Source organism: Enterococcus sp. HMSC076E04 (assembly GCF_001814285.1).
Taxonomy (GTDB): Bacteria; Bacillota; Bacilli; order Lactobacillales; family Enterococcaceae; genus Enterococcus_B; species Enterococcus_B lactis.
Genome location: NZ_KV815603.1, coordinates 1 through 19260 on the forward strand (window position 1 = coordinate 1; position 19260 = coordinate 19260).

Genomic DNA, 19260 nt, shown 5'->3' on the forward strand with positions numbered 1-19260 from the left:
GATGCAGAGCAGCTTTTTCACAACCTCCTACACGATGTTCAAAATATTATTCGCCTTTTGCTTCTTTCACTAATTTCGCGAATGCTTGTTGTTGGAATTCAGCAGTTAAGGCTTTCGTACGTTGTTCTTGTTCTGCTTTGCTCATTTGCGGATTTTCAGTCATTGCTTTTACCATACCGTCTTGCACATAAGCTTTTGCTTCACTTTCCATCGTACTTTGCTGTTTCTTCACTAATTCAGCTAACTTGGATGCTTGGTCCGTACTTAATTCTACCCATGTCTCTGGGATTTTGAATGTATTCACTCGGCTGTCATATTCGTGATTGTTATCAGCAATATTGAACCAGAATTTATACATGTCGTTTTTGTATTCCCAATAAGTAGTTTTCGTCACTTTTTCAGCATCGCCGTCCGTCTTTTCTACTTTATTTGTTTCGTTATCCGTACCAGTTGCTTTTGGTTTCTCTTGTTTTTCATTCGTTCGGTAAAGATACACTTTTTCTTTTCCATTCCCTAAAGCTTTATACAAAAGCATATCTGCTCCTTGGGAATCAGCACTAGAAACAATTTTTTCTGTTTTCGTTTCCGTTACTTTTTCCATTCCAAAGTGATTGGACAAATTAGCGACGATCAAACTTAGTGAAGCGACGAAGATTAGTCCGAAAATCAAAGATAAAAAGGTTTGCCATGTTTTTTTAGCGAACACGTTCGTTAAAGCAAAAGCAAGCAAGCTGACAATCAAAACTCCAATAATCATGCATTATCCCCCGCTTTCGTTAGAACAGGTTCTTTTTTCTTCAATAAAAAGGCAATAATAAAGCCAAGGATCCCAAAGATGATCGCTACGATAAACGCGGCATGGTAACCTGACAGTGTGGCATTGATTGCCTGATCTTTATAAGCTAATGGTGTATTGTCCAATACAGATTTGCTTGGGATATTTGCTTTTGTCACATTCGTCAACACACTGATCAAAATAGCTGTACCGATCGAGCTTGCAATTTGACGGAATGTATTATTTACCGCTGTCCCGTGACTGATCAAGTTATTTGGCAATGCATTCATACCAGAAGTCGTTACCGGCATCATGACCATGGAGATCCCAAACATACGGATCGCATAAAGGATCACGATATATAAAACTGGAGTCGTTTTTGTCAAGAAAGCAAATGGTGCAGTTGCGGCTGTTAAAATGAACATCCCTGTAATGGCTAAACGTTTCGCGCCGTATTTATCGAAAATCGCACCCGTAACGGGCATCATAGCCCCCATGATCAAAGCACCTGGCAACAACATCAAGCCAGAATGGAATGCTGATTCTCCGCGAATGTTTTGGATATACAACGGCACGACCATTTCTGCCCCTACCATCGCCATATTCGTTACACCGGCTAAAACAGCTGCAATCGTAAATGTAGATGATTTGAATACGCGAAGTTCCAAGAATGGATGTTCCAAATGTAATTGACGCCATGAGAACAAGGCGATGAAAATCACACCAACGACTAAGAAACCAATTACTTTCAAGCTTCCCCAGCCATCATCACCTACACTAGAAAATCCGTAAAGCAAACTACCGAATCCAATCGTTGACAAAATAGCTGATAAAATATCAATGCTAGGATTTGACAGTGGAATAACACTTTTCATTAGGAAGAATGCTAAAACCAAGACAAGAACAACGATTGGCAGTACCATACCAAACAAGTCACGCCAATGGTAGTTATCAATGATGTAACCAGATAATGTAGGGCCTAAAGCAGGAGCAAGCCCAATAACGATTCCTGACATCCCCATTGCTGATCCTCTTTTTTCTGGTGGGAAAATAGACAACATGATATTTTGCAATAATGGCATCGATACTCCCACACCGCAAGCTTGGATCAAGCGACCGATTAGTAATGTACTAAAATTAGGTGCTGTAAAACAAGTAATCGTTCCGATCAAAAAGATCGTCATGGCAGAAAGATATAAATTTCTTGAACTGAATTTATTGATCAGCCATGCTGTTATTGGGATCATGATCCCGTTGACTAGCAAGAAACCAGTCGTTAACCATTGCACATCAGACGCTGAAATATCGAAAGCTTTCATCAATGTAGGAAAAGCTGTCGTCAATAAGGTCTGATTCAAAACGGTACAAAATGTACCAATTAATAAGACAACAACTAAAAGTGTCCGATTATATGGTTTTCCGTAAATATCTACGGGTTGGTTGTTACTCATATTTCTCCTTCTTTCTGAATTTTTTCTGAAACTACTAGAATACTTTAGTCCTAAATCCGCCATTTGTCAACCTACTTGACACATTAGTTAATACAGATATAATTAAGGAAAGTAAGAGGACAAAAGGAGTGACAAAAATGGTTGGGGCTTCCCTTAAACGTTTGTTGGAAAACGATCAATTGGTTGTTGGCATCAGTGAATTAAGTGATATCGTCGGTGTGTCTCCACGTCAATTAAGGTATTGGGAACAAAAGGGATTCATTCGTTCGATCGAAGCTGATGCGAATTGTCCTAGAAAATATCGTTTGCCTACAGTTATAAAAGTAGAACTGATCAAAAAATACTTAGATGACGGATTTACCTTATCTAAAGCTGCAGAAAAGGCAGAAATCCGACAAAAGAAAATGCATCATGTCCGCAAAGTTTTTTCAAAAGCAATCAAAGATATCGAATTGATCGACGAACGCTATACGATTTTACAAATTGGCAACTTCAAAGAAGAGAATGCGAAGATGTACATCATTCATGACAACGAGACAGACGAATTGTCTTACAAACTCCTTCCTGTCGATGAAAAAGCTGACTACGAGCAGCTGTTAAAAGAACTCTAAGCTCCGCTAATCTCCTAAACATCAGACTTTTTAAAAAGTAGATGATACATATAACACTTAGAAAAAGCCTGTTTGAACATAAGAATATCCGAACGGTGATCTGCATTTCTTTCATATAGAAAGGAAGCATCCATCACTGTTCGGATATTTTTTAGTTTATTTTTTTCGGTTGTTTTCTTCTTCCAATACATCTGTCAGCCAACTTGCATATTCTGTTTCCCGATTGATCGCATGCGCTAAAATCAAGTAATGTCCGTAATTTTCATGTTTTTCTTTTTCTGTAGGAAAGATTGTTTTTTTTCGCTCTAATAGATGAATGCGTTTTTCTTCATGAAGATCACGCTGCTGCTGGATAATTTCTACTAATGCCGGATCATTCACGTCTTTGACGAAATACAATTTTAAAACGAATTCGTCTCGATTAACCGGCAGTTCATTGGTCGGTGTATGAATCCACTCTGCTAATTGTTCCTTCCCTTCTTCTGTTAATTCATAAACTTTTTTTTCCAATTTTTCGCCTGTGATCTCTACTTGATGTTGAATGATTCCTTGCTCTTCCATTTTTGCCAGCTCAGGATAAATCTGACTATGTTTTGCTTGCCAAAATTCTCCTATTTCATTTTTGAATGATTGATTCAATTCATATCCTGTCATCTGCTTCTTACTTAATAACCCTAATAAAATATAGCGAAGTGTATTTTTTCTTGCCATCAGTTTTTCCTCCTTGACAAATCTTTAAATCCATTCTATCATAAACGAGTAATCAAAAACATGTAGTTTATTACATGTTTTAATTTAGAGGGAGATGCTTAATCATGAAAGAATTTAAAGAATTGGAAGATTTTATTGGAACTCACTTTATTTATACGTATGACAACGGTTGGGAATATGAATGGTATGCAAAAAATGACCATACTGTCGATTACCGTATCCACGGCGGAATGGTCAAAGGTCGTTGGGTAAAAGACCAAGAAGCTGATATCGTTAAATTGACAGATGGCGTATTCAAAATTACTTGGACAGAACCAACAGGGACAGACGTGGCATTAGACTTTATGCCAAATGAAAAGAAACTTCACGGAATGATCTTTTTCCCTAAATGGGTTGAAGAACATCCAGAAATCACTGTTACTTTCCAAAATGAACATATCGCAGAAATGGAAGCAGCTCGTGAAAAATATGAAACTTATCCAAAATTACTTGTTCCTGAATTTGCTACCATCACTTATATGGGTGATGCAGGTATAGACAATGAAGATGTCATTAGTGAAGCGCCATATGATGGCATGCCTGATGATATCCGTAGCGGAAAATACTTCGATGAAAATTATAAACGAGTAAAATAAGGTTGTGAAAGAGAGATTGTGAAATCAGCGTTTTGACCTGAGTATTAGAGAAACAAACGGAAAAATAGTTCCTCATATTTTGCCGTTTGTTGAGCTAATACCGAGGGTCAGCTGATTGAACACCGTTTAGTGGAGAGGTTGTGAAAAAGCTGTTCTGCATCAAGTAATAAGAACAGCCAAGTAAAAACAGCTTCTTATGTTTTTAACTTGGTTGGACTTATTACCTGCAGATGCAAGCTTTTGAACACCGTTTATCAAAGGTCGTAACAACTGCATCTTCACACAGTTAAATTAGTGACTTCAAAATGAAATAATGCTCCCAGCAAAAATTAGGCTGGGAGCATTATTCCGTTACTCTGTTCATCAAAAATCATTGGTTTGATTCCATTGCATCACAAGCTCCTCCTCATTTACTGCTTCATCTTTTTGCAGTATTTGAATTGCAAAGCCTTGTGAAAGATAGAAATGAATAGCTGATTGATTTTTTTGATAGACTGTCAAAGTCAGTGTTTTATTGGTTTCTTTTATTTTTTTCATTAGTTGCGTACCGATTTTTTGTTGCCGATATTCCCTCTTTACAAAAATCCCTGCGATGAACTGATCAATCACCCCAGCAAAACCGACGATTTCTTGATCTATTTCTGCTAAGTAAATCACTGCCTCTGGCAAAGCTTTCCTAACAGATTCTATTTGACTCTCCCAATAAGTTGGTGAGATGAATCCATGAGAATCCAAATTAGCATGCAGCCAAATCGATAGAACAGTTTCCAGTTCTTCAGCAGACAATTCTGTTGTTGTACGAATCATTTTTTCTCTCCTTACTTAATCATTGAGTTTAAACCAAAAACCATTTTTTTGAAGCTCTTTCACCAGTTTTCGCCCCTCAAAAAAGTACATCTTTTCTTGTTTTAATTTTCTGATACCAAAAGAAGCAGCGACTTTAGGATCATCAACTGACACGATTCGATAAGTCCCACCAGGCAATTGATCCAGCTTGACTTTCCCATAATGATCGCTTTGCACTGAAAACGGCACACCATTTCTAGTAAGTGTTTTTTTCTTATGTTTCAAAATAAATGAGCCACCCTTTACTGGATTTCCTGCTGAATCACTTATAATAAATGAAAAATCAAGCACTTTTTTACTTAACCGATACTGATAAATCAGTCGACCAATAAACAGTAACAGTATGACTACAGCTATTATCGTTCCTGCAAGAATAAGCAACTGTCGCAAAGTTCTTTCCTGATTTCCTTTTTCTTCTTCGTTTTTTACCGATTCACTATAAGGAATCCGATGTCCCGTCACTAGCAAACGATGCGTGTTGATCATATACGGTGTACATGTAAGCAAGGTAACTAAGTCTTTTCCTTCTTCAATCGTTAGAACAGACGTGTCATCTGGCAGTACCACTTGTATATTCCCAACTTGATAAGCCAATTTCTCCCCAAAAACAGTCAAAATAAACGTATCTCCGTGTTCTAAACGATCTAACTCGGTAAATAATCGTCGATTGGGTAACCCGCTGTGAGCATAAATCACTGAATGCGTCGAATTTCCACCAATTGGGAAAGAAGTTCCTTGTAAGACGCCTGCTCCATTCTCAAGAATCATGCCGTTAAGCCGGTCATAAAGTGAAATATTTATTTGGATTTTAGGTATATTGACACTTCCAATCAGCCATTCCTCTAATTGGCTGGATGTCGTGCTTTCATTTCTGTTCTGTTCATCGAAAGGATCAGCCCCAGGATTGAATCCTTGGTCAGTTAATCGTTGGTTTTGCTCCTCCATTTTCTTTCGCTGCGCTTCATTTTCGGCTGCGGTTCGTTTTTGTACTTGTTCCATTCGTTTTTGATCCATAAGACTATTTAAAGAATCCACATAAAATGGATACAAAGCGATTAGTAACCCTACGACGATACATATCAATAAAAATAAACGAAACAAAAGCCGACGAGACTGTTTTTGCTTTCTCTGCTTCACATGCGTCCTCCCTTGCAAGTTTTTTTGTTCTTTCTTTTATTATATGGGTTCAGGAAAAAAATAGAAAATGAAAGCCGATGAGGTTGTGACAGAAGTGGTTAGGTTCAAGAAATAAGAAGAAATTTCCGAAGAAGCTACTTCTGGAACACCGTGAATCAGAGGTTGTGAAATCAGCGTTATGCTTTGAGTAATAAGAGCACTAGTCAGAAAATAGCTTTTCATATTTTCTAGGCTAGTGAGCTTATTACCGAGAAGCAGCCGTTTGAACACCGTTTACCGAGAGGTCATGAAAAAGCGATTTTGTTTCGAGTATTAAGAAAATTTTGACTCAAAACAAGGAATGCGACATGGCTTTGCCACATCCTCTCTCCTTAGAAATTTCACTTATGTTTTTCTTGTAAAATTCATAAATATTTTCATGAATTTTCTAATTTCTTGCCTCCCTACCGCATAGGATATATGATGAATTTATCTAAAGTTTGCAAAGGAGTTCGACAATTGAAAAAATATGGCCCGTTTTTAGCAATTTTTTTCATTGCTTTGGCATTTCTCATGCCTCATTTATTCACACATAAACTAATTTTGGGTGCTGATGCCCCCTTCCATTACAATCGGTTCTACGATGCTGCGCAACAAATCAAACATGGGGATTTCCACTATTTTCCTTCCCTTTATGGATTCCAGCAAAGCGGTAGGATCGTTAATGCCGTTTACGGCCCATTTTTTGCTTATTTACAAGGATTGATCGTGTTGCTTGCAGGTAGTTGGTTTCACTATCAGATTCTTTCAAATTTTATTCTTTATCTTATTTCAGGATTTTCTATGCTGATCTTACTGAGATATGTCAATGTTCGGAACTGGGTAAGTGTACCAGTAGCCGTTTTATTCATGAGTACGTATTCTATTCAATATTGGTCTATCAATCAAGGATTCACTAGTTGGGGGACTTGTTTCTATCCTTTATGCATGATCCCTATTGTTGATTTCGTCCTTCATAAAAAGTTTCCTGTAATCAAAGTTGCGATCTCAGTTGGACTTATGACGCAGATTCATCTACTGTCTTCGATCATGTTAGCCTTGATGTATATTCCTTTTTATCTTTATTACTTTTTTAACCAGACTGAAAAAGGAAAAGCACTGCTTCAACTGATCAAGTCGGTCTTGCTTTATTTTGTCCTGACAGCAAATATTTGGGCAGGACTGGCTATTGTTTACAGCGGGAATAAGATTCTTCCTCCCTTTGTTAACAGAGAAATGAGTCAAAAGGCGATTGACCTGGATGGCAGTTATTGGCTTCATTATCCTAAAGCCTTTCCGATATTGATATTGTCAGGTTTTTTGCTTTTTATTTTCTTTCAACAAAAGAATACCTTGTTCCAAAAAATCGTGTTGTATACAAGTCTTGTTTTCTTTTTTCTTTCTACTAGCTTGATTCCATGGACGACATTGATCGAAAAAAATGTGCCTTTTATTAGCTTAATTCAGTTTCCATTTCGATTTTTCGTCCCATTTACGCTATTGCTTCTGCTTTACCTTGCCCTATCACTAAATCAATGGTCTGAGCAAAAGTGGTTCCGTCTTTTAGGTATATTGGGTATTCTTATTTTTTCTGCACAGACGATCCAAAACTTATACCAGCATCTAGAAAAGTGGGAGAATGAAACATTTGTCAGTCGACATACTTATCTATTCGATACACCGGAAGAAGCAAGGAAAACATTCTTCAGCAAAGATATGTCTACCAGCTTATTCGTTTTCCAAAAAACCACCCCTGACTATCTGCCAATCTATAAGGAGACAAAAGACAACAAATACGACCGATATAACGAAGAAATATTAGAAAACGAAACAACTTTCATAAAAACACATCCAGGCGGTCTTTTGACAATCAAGTGGAAAAATACTGGGGACAAAACGGTTCATATCCCTGTTATCGTTTATGATCGGACTGTACTACAGCAAAATGGAAAAACATTGACTGATTATGAATTAACGGATATCGGGACCCCAATCGTGAATCAGCAAAAAGGGATCAACGAGCTCACGCTTCATTATCGAACGCCGATCTATTTCTATTTCATTCTTTCTCTTACTTTGATTGGTTGGTTTACCTTGCTGTGCTTATTTATTTATCATAGATACAAGCATCTACATGCTTAGTCCAAACGGATGATACATCCAATCAAAAAAAACTCTCCGAACGGTAGGATCGATCGGAGAGTTTTATTTTGTTTAGTTTTTTGTGTCATATTTTTGTTCGTTCATCGTCCATCTATTTCGATTTCAGCCCCATAGTGATCACTGATGATTGGACTATCGATCCCGTCAAAAATCCGTTGATATTTTTTTACTTGTACTCCTTCAGGGACAAAAATGAAATCTATACGCAATTTTTCTGTATTTTGTTCCCAACCATCAATCTTCTTTTCCACAGTAGCAGCTTTACCTTTATCATTCGCGATAACATACGAATCTTGAAGAAGAAGACCACTTTCCTTTACTATATGATAACCTTCAGAATCTGCCGGATTATTGAAATCACCTAGGAAAAAAAGTGGTGCGCGGGTTTCAAAAAAGTAGTTTTCCAAGTTTTTCCACTCAAAATAAAAGCCGCTTTTTTTATCTGTCCACCAAGAAAAGTGGCAACTAGAGACAAAAATATCTTGATCATCTATCTTTGTTTTCCCAATCAAGATCTTGCGCGTCCGATAATCTTCTTTCTTTTGAGATTCGGAGACGGTGAGGACCTGACTTTCCAATGGTCTTTTCGCAAGCAGCGCATTTCCTTCTTCATATTTATCATAACCGATGTGGCTCATTTCCCAACTCCAAAAATACTCTTTTCCTTGTTCTTTTAAAAGCTGGACTAAACAGTAGGCAAAATTATCTTTGCGGATAGGAACTTGATTCTCTACTGGACAGAACTTCATTAGTTTTGCAGGGTCTGCTTCTTCAGATTCCAGTAATTGGTTGATTTCTTGCAAAGCGATCACTTCATAATCTTCTAACAGGATCTTCTCTGCTAATTCCTGTAATTTTTTCTCTGGTTCTGGCTCAAGCCAGCTATGTGTGTTCAATGTCATGAATTTCATGGTTCTTCTCCTTCTCTTCATTTCGAAACAAAAGGGGTTGTGACAAAATTTTGTCACAACCTCCCCAGTAAACAGTGTTCAATCAGCTGACCTTCGGTATTAGCTCAAAAACGGCAAAATATGAGGAGCTATTTTTCCGTTTTGTCTCTCTAATACTCAGGTCAGGACGCTGATTTCACAACCTCCCTTTATATTTTAATGGAGCCGATCACTTTACCAGCTGCCACTGTCCCTAATTGCTTGATCACTACTTCTTCCACTTTATCATTCGTAAATACGATCATGATCGTTGGATCTTTTTCTTCGTTTTGGATCATTTCAAGATTCATTTCAGCTAATTTCGTTCCTGTTCCTACTTCTTGTCCTTCTTTGACAGCAATCTCAAAAGCTGACTGATTCATTTGGACTGTATCAATCCCCATATGGATCAAAACTTCGACGCCCTCTTTCGTTTCTAGCCCAATTGCATGTTTGCTAGGGAAAATACTTGTCACTTTTCCAGCGATCGGCGCAACAACTTCTCTTGACGTTGGAATAACAGCAAAACCATCACCCATCATTTTTTGTGAGAATACTGGATCTTTTACTTCAGCTAAAGGAATCACTTCCCCAGAAGCTGCGGAAACTAGTTCTTGTTCTATGCCTAAGTATTTCTTGCTATCTGCTTGTCCATTTCCTGTAGAAACCATTTGCGGCTCTGGAATCTCTGCTCCTGATTGCAGCAGATCTTCGATATCTGATTTCAAGACATCTGCTTTTGGTCCATAAACTGCTTGGACTCCATTGTCTTTGACGATCAGTCCCATTGCTCCTGCTCGTTTCCAGGCTTCTTCAGTCCCAACTTTTTCCCGATCGTTTACACTTACACGTAAACGAGTCATACAGGCATCGACATCTTTGATATTTTCTTTTCCGCCCAACAAATGGATGATCTGCACCACTTGCTGGTCTGCAGTTCCTGTTCCACTGTTAGATACAGTGGTTTCTTCACTGTCATTGTCATAATTTCCGTTACGCCCAGGTGTAGCAAAGTTGAATTTTTTGATCAAGAAATTTGCTAAGAAATACGTAACAACACCAAAAACGATCACACATAACACGAAGTTGATAAGATCTGCACCTAGACCCGCTTTGATAGCTAATGGTGTCCGCGTCAGCAATTCGATATTTCCAAATGAATGGACCCGCAATGGTAAAATGTCTGCCATCGCAAATGCCGCTCCCTGAATGACTGAATAAATGGCATATAATGGTACAGCCGCAAACATGAACATGAACTCCAATGGTTCTGTTACACCTGTTAGAAAGACAGCTAACGCTGCTGAAAAATACATTGATTTATATCTTGCTTTCTTATCAGGATCGACATTACGGTACATCGCAAATGCCATCCCCATCAAAATACCCGAAGAACCAATCATTTGTCCTACTTTGAAACGAGCAGGTGTCCAGTTATGCAACACAAATTCATATTGCGACATATCCCCTGCACCTCTAAGATTCACTAAATCAGTGGCCCAAGCTAACCATAACGGATCTTGTCCAAAAACTTGTGTTCCTGCCTGTGCGCCTGATAAAATCTCGTACGATCCGCCAAGCTGTGTATAGTTGATAGGAATCGTCAGCATATGATGCAATCCGAACGGTAATAGCAAACGTTCCAATGTACCAAATAAAAACGGTGCTAGAATCGGTGCGCTTTCCTGTGATTCTGCAATCCATAAACCAAAATTATTGATTCCGGCCTGTACGTTTGGCCAAACAACAGCAAGAATCAATGCCACAATCGTTGACCATAAGATAACGACAAACGGAACAAAGCGCTTTCCATTGAAGAAAGACAAAGCATCCGGTAATTTTCTATAATTATAGTACTTATTATAAGCCATTGCCCCGACAAAACCAGCGATGATCCCTACAAATACACCCATATTCAAAGCTGGTGCTTCCAATACACTTGTAAAGAACCCTTTAACCATGATCTTCGTACCGAAAAGAGTGTGAGTAAACGCATCTTCATTCGCAAGCATGTCGCTTGTGACCCCAAAGATGGCCCCAGTGATCCGATTGATCAAAATAAATGAGATCCCAGCAGCAAATGCCCCACCTGCCCGTTCTTTTGCCCAACTTCCTCCTATTGCTAAAGCAAATAAAATATGAAGATTCCCAATAATTGCCCAACCAATATTTTCTATTACTCCGCCCGTTGTAACAAGCGGCGTCCACTCAGGATTGATCAAAGGAATTGATTTCCCTATACTGATCATCAATCCAGCTGCCGGCATCACTGCCACCACAACCATTAAAGCCTTTCCAAATTTTTGCCAAAACTCAAAACTAAATATCTTTTTCATTCCGTTTAGCTCCTTTACGCAATCGGTTTCGTTAAATGTATTATAGCGTGCGTTTTCTTTTTTGTAAATGCTTTATTTTTTATTCTTCTGTCTATACCATTCTTTAAAACCCATAATACATAAGTTCCCTTCTATAAATAGCTCGAAAAAATTTTATTTTTATGCTTTTTTCTATGAAATATTTCCTATTGTCTATTGACTTGCGCAATCGGTTGCGTTTATTATGAACGTATAAAACAGCTCATTAGGAGGAGAACAATGAAACAGATCAAACGACTATTTGCTATTGATCCATGGAAAATCAGCACGACCCAATTAGATAAAAAAAATCTTCGACTGCAAGAATCTTTGACAAGTATTGGAAACGGTTATATGGGGATGCGTGGGAACTTTGAAGAAACTTACTCAGGGGACCACCATCAAGGTACTTATTTGGCAGGTGTCTGGTATCCTGATAAGACACGTGTCGGCTGGTGGAAAAACGGTTATCCAGAGTACTTTGGAAAAGTAATCAATGCCTTGAACTTTATCGCAATAGATATTTCGATCAACGATCAGCTGATCGACTTGGCTTCTTTGGAACCAGAAGATTTTTATTGGGAACTAGATATGAAAAATGGTGTGCTATCTCGTACGTTCACAATCACTACTTCTACTAATAAAGTACGTATCTCCTTTGAACGTTTTTTAAGCATTGTCAAAAAAGAAGCAGCTTACATCCATTTGACTATAGAAATGCTTGAAGGTAATGGAACAGTCGACCTCGTATCGAAATTGGATGGAAATGTCCAAAACGAAGACAGCAACTATGATGAACATTTTTGGAATGAGATCGATCGTGGAACCATAGAAGAAATCGGCTATTTAACAACTAAAACTATTCCAAACAACTTCGGGATCGAACAATTCACTGTTACTGCAGCAATGCGTCATTTCGTTAACGGAAAAGCAGTCGTTCCTGACTATCACGAAGATACTTTAGCCTTACATGGTTGCCTGTCTGCTGAATTATCTCAAGGCGAGACATGGACAGTAGAGAAAGAAATCATCGTTCTTACTAGTCGAGATATCCCAGAAGCGCAACAAGCAGAAAAAGCCGTCTCAGAATTAGCAAATCAGACAAACAATTATATCCAAGCAAAAGAAGAACAAACAGCGGCTTGGGCAGAACGATGGAAGCTTGCCGATGTGGTCATCGAAGGAGATGAAGAAGCACAGCAAGGTATTCGGTTCAATTTGTTCCAACTATTCTCTACTTACTACGGCGAAGATGAACGATTGAATATCGGACCCAAAGGATTCACAGGAGAAAAATACGGCGGTGCCACTTACTGGGATACAGAAGCGTATGCAGTCCCTCTTTATCTCGCTTTAGCCAAACCCGAAGTAACTAAGAATCTTCTGAAATACCGGCATAACCAACTGCCGCAAGCGATCCACAACGCTCAGCAGCAAGGATTGAAAGGCGCGCTTTATCCTATGGTCACCTTCACTGGCGTCGAATGTCATAACGAGTGGGAAATCACTTTCGAGGAGATTCACCGAAATGGTGCAATCGCCTATGCAATCTACAATTACACGAATTACACCGGTGATACAGAATATTTGAAAAATGAAGGTCTGGAAGTTTTAGCAGAAATCGCCCGCTTCTGGGCAGACCGTGTCCATTTTTCAAAACGAGCAAATAAATACATGATCCACGGAGTGACTGGACCAAATGAATATGAAAACAACATCAATAACAATTGGTATACAAATACGATCGCAGCTTGGGTCTTGCGTTACACGCGAGAAAATTATTTAACTTATCAAGAAGAAGCTGCTATCGCTATCAGCGAAGAAGAACTAGCCAAATGGAAAGATATCGCAGAGAACATGTACTTCCCAGTGGACGAAGAATTAGGTATTTTTGTCCAGCATGACACATTCTTAGATAAAGATCTCATGCCTGTATCCGATATTCCCACAAGCGATCTTCCTCTGAACCAGCATTGGTCTTGGGACAAAATCCTTAGATCTTGCTTCATCAAGCAGGCAGACGTATTACAGGGGGTTTATTTCTTCAACGATACTTTTACAAAAGAAGAAAAACAAAAAAACTTTGATTTCTATGAACCAATGACTGTCCATGAGTCTTCCCTTTCACCAAGTATCCATTCGATTTTAGCAGCAGAATTAGGAATGGAAAACAAAGCTGTAGAAATGTACCAACGAACAGCTCGCTTGGATCTGGATAATTACAATAACGACACAGAAGACGGCTTGCACATCACTTCCATGACTGGCAGCTGGTTGTCGATCGTCCAAGGATTCGCTCAAATGAAAACCGCCCATGATCAATTGAAATTCGCACCATTTCTGCCAAAAACCTGGAATGCTTATTCTTTCCATATCAATTATCGCGGACGTTTATTATTCATCTCAGTTACAGATGAACAAGTTACTTTCGATTTATTAGAAGGTATGCCTCTGAAACTTTTCGTCTATGAACAGTCTTACACTTTAGAAAATCGCCTAGAAATAACGCTAAGAAAGGAGGAAGCAAATGTTTAAAGGGGTATTGTTCGATTTAGACGGCGTCATTACCGATACTGCCGAATTCCATTATCGTGCTTGGCAAAAGCTTGGTCAGGAAATCGGCATTACGATCGAACGCACATTCAACGAACAGCTAAAAGGCGTCAGCCGAGAAGACTCTCTCTCTTTGCTTTTAGCTTATGGCGGAAAAGAACACTCTTTTTCAAAGGTAGAATTCGCAGAATTAGCAAAAAGAAAAAATGATTATTATTTAGAGATGATCCAGACGATCGAACCAAAAGATGTCTTCCCTGGGGTCGTCCCTTTACTGGATTCTTTAAAAGAAGAAAAAATCAAGATCGCTCTTGCTTCTGCAAGTAAAAATGGGCCTTTCCTACTTGAAAAAATGGGTCTCACACCTTACTTTGACGCTATTGCCGACCCGGCAGAAGCAGCAAACGGAAAACCTGCGCCAGATATCTTTCTCCTTGCAGCAAAAGCTGTCGGACTAAAAACAGAAGAATGTATCGGGATCGAAGACGCGCAAGCCGGTATCCAAGCCATCCTCTCAAGTGGTGCTCAACCAATTGGCGTGGGACGTGCTGAAGACCTTGGAGAGGAGATCCCGCTTGTCCCTGATACGACTTTTCTTACGATCGATTACTTGAAAGAAAAGTGGCATGACCATGGATAATCCAGAAATCTCCGTCGTACCAGTTCCAGAGACTGAAATAAAGAAAATCACGTTGAAGAACGACTATTTAGAAGTCGTTCTTCTCAACTATGGTGCCCGCCTGCATCAAATCTTCGCGCCAGACAAAGAAGGAAAATCAGAAAATATTTTATTGTCTTACGATCGTTTCGAAGATGTTCTAACAGATAAAAGCTTTTTTGGCGCAACTGTCGGACCTGTAGCTGGAAGGATCCGAGATGCTTCCTGGGGTAAGCATAGATTAGAGAAAAACTGCGGATCACACCATATCCACGGTGGCACGAAAGGCTGGTCTTTCCAATATTGGGAAGTAGAAGTTTTCAAAACTCCTTCATCAATAGGCGTGGTCTTTTACTTAAAAGATGAATTTTCTACCTATCCAGGACCAATCACTGCTACGATCACTTACCGTTTGACAAAAAACGAGTTAGAGATGACGACCTCTGCCAGTAGCCTGGTCGAAACCATCTGCAATCCGACCAATCATGCCTACTTCAACCTTTCAGGAAATGGAAAAAGAGATATCTATGACCATCAGTTAACGGTCTTCTTAGATGGTATACTTGAATTAGATCAAGAAAAACTACCTACTGGAAATTGGACGAAAAAAGAAGACCTGCCCATCGACTTTAGAAAATCTCCAATACTGCAAGAAATCCTTGCTTGTTATCCAGCTGGACTAGATGATGTATTTCTTTTGCATCATCCTAGGCTTTCCAGAACTTCCTTACAATTATTCGAGAAGCATTCTGGTCGTCAAATGACTATAGCAACTTCCAATAAAAGTATGGTATTATTTTCTACGACTGGATTTGAAGCAGATTTCTCTGTCAACGGAAAACAGATGCATTCAAACTACGGATTAGCAATCGAACCGCAAGAAATCCCTGATATCGTTCATTTTCCCAACTTTGGATCGATCAACCTCCATCCTGGTCAAGAACGGGTCAGTCAGACGATTTACCGGTTCTCTGCACAATAACAAGAGAAAGGTGTTTTTATCATGGCTATTACCGTAAAAGATGTGGCGAAAAAAGCCGGCGTTGCTACCTCGACCGTCTCTCGTGTTATCAATGATCATCCTAGTATTTCCGAGGCAACAAAGAAGAAAGTCCGAAAAATCATGGATGAACTAGGTTATGTTCCTAACATGACTGCCCGCAATCTAGGAAAACGCATTTCCAGTGCCATCGGCGTGATCTTACCTCCTCTTGATTCAAAAGAGCGGATTGGGAATCCCTTTTATCTTGAGATCATGGAAGCAATCAACGAAGAAGCGCGGAATTATGATATGACGACAGCGATTGCTACTGCTAAAAATTTTGATTTACTGTTAGAGAACGTCCAGCGTATGCATCTACAAAAACAAGTAGATGGTTTTATTCTAGTGTATTCAGATAGTCAAGACCCTGTCATTGATTATTTATACCAAAACCACATCCCTTTCACTTTGATCGGACAGCCTTATCATCACGAAAACGAAATCGTTTATGTAGATAATGACAACCAGCTTCTAGGCAAACAAGCAACAGAATTTTTGATCCAGAATGGACATAAGAATATCCTATTCGTGACGAATACGACTCATGAGAGTTTGTATTTCGAACGATATTTCGGTTATCAAAAAGCGATGATGATGGCTGATTTTCCTGCGTTTTCCAGTGTAGTACTGGAACATACAGAAGATTATCTGACCTTTGAGAAAACGTTGAAAGAAAACGAAGCCACAGCATTGGTAGTCATTGACGATATCTTCGCCCTTCGCACGATGCAGTTGGCACAAATGTATGGTTATGTCATTCCAGAGACACTTTCTGTCATTAGCTTCAACAACTCGATCTTCTCAACATTGACACATCCTTACCTTACAAGCATCGATATCGATATCTCCGAATTAGGACGTGTCGCTATGCAAAAACTGCGTGAACTGATTCATGAAGAATTAAGTAGCGGCGTACGTTTGGTCATCCCTCATCGCTTGATCAAAAGAGAGACAGTCGTTCCTTTAGAAAGCACAAAACTTAGTTAAATCACTGAATTTGCTGACCATTTATCCTACGGTCAGTTTTTTTACATAAAAAAACGTTATTTTTATAAGTTTGAAAAGAAAACATTAAATAACATTAATTTCAAAATAAATAATTTTCTCCCTTCTTTTTCTTTATCAGTTACGTGAACGATTATGCGTCCAAAACAAACGATTATTTGACATAACTGCTGTCTTCCATGAGAATACACGAAGGAAACACCAATAATATAAAAAACATTTTTTAAATTGATTTTTTCTATTACGCCTTGTATTCTTTTGTTTTTTCAAGAATAATTAAATGTGTAAGCGAATACGAATGAACGGAGGTGCAAAAGACCCCCTTGTCGATCAGCCGCACGTGTTCTTGAAAGGAGAAAACATGAAAAAACTCACTCATTTGTTTTTTGTTGTGTTGACACTTCTGCCATTTGCTGCCACGCCTGTCCAAACGCACGCCCAAGAAACGTATACGATTAAAGCAGAACAACATGCGACGACCGAAGTTGTTCCTGAACTCCCGTCTATCTCTCGTATCCCTGTCACTACCCAAGAACCAGATCCGCACAATGCAGCATTGGTTCCTTTAACCGGTGGCGTCAGTTTCTCCTCTTTTCTCTCTCCTTTTTCTGCTGTTGGTGCTACATTAAGTTCTGCATTGGTTTCCCTCCCTGCTTCTGCTGCAGTAGTTTCTGCTATCCTAGGAGCAGGACTTGGTTATAGTTTTTACCAATTAGGTTCCTCCTTAGGCGTCGCCACTGCAGACTTACTCAAAACGAATGCGAGCTTGTATGAATTATCTTCCAATAATCCTGCCCTGCAACAAGAATTGGCCACTTTTGCCACTTCGGGGATCGATTCTACTACTAGTACCTATAATTTCTCGCAAGGTCTGCAAAAAAGATACGCGCAAGACGTGACCAGTCATGCATTGATGCGGGAATATTTGACAGGAACAACGGATCATGGTGCTTATCGCTTTTCGATCAATGACCATCCGGCATTCCGTAAACTGATCTCTTATGGTTCTCTTTCTACTGAAACGGCTCGAACTGGCGTAATCGGACGTGATGCCTCGGTAGCTGATCGAATGTTCATCGAAGATCAATTCTTCTTACTGGAAATGGTTCGTGTCATGGAAACTCGAGTCGGCAGTGATACAACATTACTGACGATCTCCGGTCACAATTATGGCCATCGGGGTAGCAACGGTTCCTTCGTCCATGAAGTCGAATTAAGTGTCCCGATGTCTGTCTTGATGAGCCAGATCGCGACTCAAGAAGACTTTCTGGAATACATCCAGCAAAACACCACTTTTGAATTTGGGGTGATCGAAACACCCTCAAGAGAAGTCGCTGTCCAGACGGCTCAGCAAATGGCGCAAGCCTATCATACACGCACTGCCGATATACAAAAGAACTTAGCGGAAGTCTTGGCACCGACTGAAAACGGATTGAGCTTCGATCCTTCTGGTATAATCGCTACCTTATACGGACAAACGGTTGTCCTTGATGCAACAGGAAAGTTCGTGTACGCTGACACTCGCGTAGCCGTTCCAGAATACCAGTGGGGGGCGATCGATTTTGCTTACAGTGAAGCAGCCATCCCAATAGATGACTCGATCACGATCGATGGGCGAAGAGGTGTATTAGATGAAGAAACTGGAGACATCGTAGAAGATGGTACAGGTAAAACATTAGTCGAAGGCGCAATGGGCGCGGCATGGAATGTGTTGAGTCTAGCTCGCGTCCTTGAAGCAATCAAAAACTTCAAAGGGGATGACGATGATGACGATGAATTCGAATGGTATTCCCCTCTTGATTTGTACTATGACGAATGGTATGCAGACGGCGGGAAAGGGCATACGATGGAACGGCATGTGGGACAGACTGCGGATGCCCTACAAGCCCGATTAAAAGAAATAACCTATTCCGCTGCCTTCCATACTACGGAACAAGCTTTGATATTTATCAACTGCGCGATCTATACTGCCAATAAAAAATACTTAGAGGGTACGATCAAGTTACCTCTAGGTGATTGTTCTTTACAAGATGGTAATCGTGTAATCTATCGATCGTATAAATCGATTGCTCTTGGAAAGACATTAGTGTGGGGATTTTATAGATTAAACCTTGACAACTATATTCAATACGACTCGATCTATTACGCTAAAGTAGTTATTCAAAGAATGCCCAACATCGTATGGAAAAAACGAAAGTATTATATCCTAACCGCTTATCCTGACTTACGAAGAACTGTAAAAGAGGAGCCGCCAAGGGCGGCTCCTTCCTTTTCTAAAATTTTTGTTTATTTTTAAATCATCACTAAACTAGCATCAAAAACAGTGAATCGCTTTCTCTTTTCGTCATACACTGACCACACATAAGCACCAT

15 protein-coding genes are annotated in these 19260 nt (G+C 39.4%); 8 read left to right on the forward strand and 7 right to left on the reverse strand.

Annotation, left to right across the window (positions count from 1 at the left end; translation table 11 throughout):
• Positions 1 to 46: 46 nt before the first annotated feature.
• Positions 47 to 757 (reverse strand): DUF4811 domain-containing protein, encoded by a 711-nt coding sequence (locus HMPREF2961_RS08175; RefSeq protein ID WP_002293205.1) that lies wholly within the window; start codon positions 755 to 757, stop codon positions 47 to 49.
• Positions 754 to 2226 carry an MDR family MFS transporter gene (locus HMPREF2961_RS08180; RefSeq protein WP_002293204.1) on the reverse strand — a complete coding sequence of 491 codons (1473 nt, stop codon included), beginning with the start codon at positions 2224 to 2226 and terminating at the stop codon, positions 754 to 756. The genes HMPREF2961_RS08175 and HMPREF2961_RS08180 overlap by 4 nt, the downstream gene beginning before the upstream one ends.
• A 137-nt stretch (positions 2227 to 2363) precedes the next feature.
• Here HMPREF2961_RS08180 and HMPREF2961_RS08185 point away from each other — a divergent pair, with 137 nt between their 5' ends.
• Entirely contained in the window at positions 2364 to 2837 is a 474-nt protein-coding gene (locus HMPREF2961_RS08185) for a MerR family transcriptional regulator (protein WP_002293203.1), read from the forward strand.
• 156 nt (positions 2838 to 2993) lie between these two features.
• Here HMPREF2961_RS08185 and HMPREF2961_RS08190 read toward each other — a convergent pair whose 3' ends face one another.
• Positions 2994 to 3548 (reverse strand): PadR family transcriptional regulator, encoded by a 555-nt coding sequence (locus tag HMPREF2961_RS08190; protein WP_002315936.1) that lies wholly within the window; start codon positions 3546 to 3548, stop codon positions 2994 to 2996.
• Between the two features lie 104 nt (positions 3549 to 3652).
• On the opposite strand from HMPREF2961_RS08190, the gene HMPREF2961_RS08195 reads away from it, so the two are divergent.
• Positions 3653 to 4183: a phenolic acid decarboxylase gene (locus HMPREF2961_RS08195; protein ID WP_002314051.1), complete on the forward strand. Its 531-nt coding sequence runs from the start codon at positions 3653 to 3655 to the stop codon at positions 4181 to 4183.
• 363 nt (positions 4184 to 4546) lie between these two features.
• Here the strand turns inward: HMPREF2961_RS08195 and HMPREF2961_RS08200 are convergent, their stop codons facing one another.
• Both HMPREF2961_RS08200 and HMPREF2961_RS08205 read right to left on the reverse strand, forming a co-directional pair.
• Positions 4547 to 4990 (reverse strand): GNAT family N-acetyltransferase, encoded by a 444-nt coding sequence (locus tag HMPREF2961_RS08200; RefSeq protein ID WP_002315937.1) that lies wholly within the window; start codon positions 4988 to 4990, stop codon positions 4547 to 4549.
• Positions 4991 to 5005: 15 nt separating this feature from the next.
• A complete protein-coding gene (locus HMPREF2961_RS08205) occupies positions 5006 to 6166 on the reverse strand; it encodes a class C sortase (RefSeq protein ID WP_002315938.1) in 1161 nt (386 codons plus the stop codon).
• A 459-nt stretch (positions 6167 to 6625) separates the two neighbouring features.
• On the opposite strand from HMPREF2961_RS08205, the gene HMPREF2961_RS08210 reads away from it, so the two are divergent.
• Complete coding sequence (locus tag HMPREF2961_RS08210; RefSeq protein WP_025477158.1) at positions 6626 to 8326, forward strand: hypothetical protein; 1701 nt, start codon at positions 6626 to 6628, stop codon at positions 8324 to 8326.
• Between the two features lie 101 nt (positions 8327 to 8427).
• Here the strand turns inward: HMPREF2961_RS08210 and HMPREF2961_RS08215 are convergent, their stop codons facing one another.
• Both HMPREF2961_RS08215 and HMPREF2961_RS08220 read right to left on the reverse strand, forming a co-directional pair.
• On the reverse strand, positions 8428 to 9258 hold the full coding sequence (locus tag HMPREF2961_RS08215) for an endonuclease/exonuclease/phosphatase family protein (RefSeq protein ID WP_025477356.1): 831 nt from the start codon (positions 9256 to 9258) through the stop codon (positions 8428 to 8430).
• Positions 9259 to 9446: 188 nt separating this feature from the next.
• Complete coding sequence (locus HMPREF2961_RS08220) at positions 9447 to 11612, reverse strand: PTS transporter subunit IIBC (protein WP_002315940.1); 2166 nt, start codon at positions 11610 to 11612, stop codon at positions 9447 to 9449.
• Positions 11613 to 11870: 258 nt separating this feature from the next.
• On the opposite strand from HMPREF2961_RS08220, the gene HMPREF2961_RS08225 reads away from it, so the two are divergent.
• From HMPREF2961_RS08225 to HMPREF2961_RS08245, 5 genes are all read left to right on the forward strand, one after another.
• A complete protein-coding gene (locus HMPREF2961_RS08225; protein WP_002315941.1) occupies positions 11871 to 14165 on the forward strand; it encodes a glycoside hydrolase family 65 protein in 2295 nt (764 codons plus the stop codon).
• Positions 14158 to 14823, forward strand: coding sequence for a beta-phosphoglucomutase (gene pgmB, locus HMPREF2961_RS08230; RefSeq protein ID WP_070704511.1), 666 nt, complete (start codon positions 14158 to 14160; stop codon positions 14821 to 14823). Before HMPREF2961_RS08225 ends, pgmB begins: the two co-directional genes overlap by 8 nt.
• A complete protein-coding gene (locus HMPREF2961_RS08235) occupies positions 14816 to 15823 on the forward strand; it encodes an aldose epimerase family protein (protein WP_025477357.1) in 1008 nt (335 codons plus the stop codon). Before pgmB ends, HMPREF2961_RS08235 begins: the two co-directional genes overlap by 8 nt.
• A gap of 21 nt (positions 15824 to 15844) precedes the next feature.
• Positions 15845 to 16870: a LacI family DNA-binding transcriptional regulator gene (locus HMPREF2961_RS08240; RefSeq protein ID WP_002312769.1), complete on the forward strand. Its 1026-nt coding sequence runs from the start codon at positions 15845 to 15847 to the stop codon at positions 16868 to 16870.
• 379 nt (positions 16871 to 17249) lie between these two features.
• Positions 17250 to 19184: an RNase A-like domain-containing protein gene (locus HMPREF2961_RS08245; RefSeq protein WP_256277984.1), complete on the forward strand. Its 1935-nt coding sequence runs from the start codon at positions 17250 to 17252 to the stop codon at positions 19182 to 19184.
• The last annotated feature ends 76 nt before the right edge of the window (positions 19185 to 19260 follow it).

Bases quoted from the DNA above. Each gene is read 5' to 3' on its own strand.
- HMPREF2961_RS08175 (WP_002293205.1), bottom strand. From the start codon at position 757: ATGATTATTGGAGTTTTGATTGTCAGCTTGCTTGCTTTTGCTTTAACG.
- HMPREF2961_RS08180 (WP_002293204.1), bottom strand. From the start codon at position 2,226: ATGAGTAACAACCAACCCGTAGATATTTACGGAAAACCATATAATCGG.
- HMPREF2961_RS08185 (WP_002293203.1), top strand. From the start codon at position 2,364: ATGGTTGGGGCTTCCCTTAAACGTTTGTTGGAAAACGATCAATTGGTT.
- HMPREF2961_RS08190 (WP_002315936.1), bottom strand. From the start codon at position 3,548: ATGGCAAGAAAAAATACACTTCGCTATATTTTATTAGGGTTATTAAGT.
- HMPREF2961_RS08195 (WP_002314051.1), top strand. From the start codon at position 3,653: ATGAAAGAATTTAAAGAATTGGAAGATTTTATTGGAACTCACTTTATT.
- HMPREF2961_RS08200 (WP_002315937.1), bottom strand. From the start codon at position 4,990: ATGATTCGTACAACAACAGAATTGTCTGCTGAAGAACTGGAAACTGTT.
- HMPREF2961_RS08210 (WP_025477158.1), top strand. From the start codon at position 6,626: ATGATGAATTTATCTAAAGTTTGCAAAGGAGTTCGACAATTGAAAAAA.
- HMPREF2961_RS08215 (WP_025477356.1), bottom strand. From the start codon at position 9,258: ATGAAATTCATGACATTGAACACACATAGCTGGCTTGAGCCAGAACCA.
- HMPREF2961_RS08220 (WP_002315940.1), bottom strand. From the start codon at position 11,612: ATGAAAAAGATATTTAGTTTTGAGTTTTGGCAAAAATTTGGAAAGGCT.
- HMPREF2961_RS08225 (WP_002315941.1), top strand. From the start codon at position 11,871: ATGAAACAGATCAAACGACTATTTGCTATTGATCCATGGAAAATCAGC.
- pgmB (WP_070704511.1), top strand. From the start codon at position 14,158: ATGTTTAAAGGGGTATTGTTCGATTTAGACGGCGTCATTACCGATACT.
- HMPREF2961_RS08235 (WP_025477357.1), top strand. From the start codon at position 14,816: ATGGATAATCCAGAAATCTCCGTCGTACCAGTTCCAGAGACTGAAATA.
- HMPREF2961_RS08240 (WP_002312769.1), top strand. From the start codon at position 15,845: ATGGCTATTACCGTAAAAGATGTGGCGAAAAAAGCCGGCGTTGCTACC.
- HMPREF2961_RS08245 (WP_256277984.1), top strand. From the start codon at position 17,250: ATGAAAAAACTCACTCATTTGTTTTTTGTTGTGTTGACACTTCTGCCA.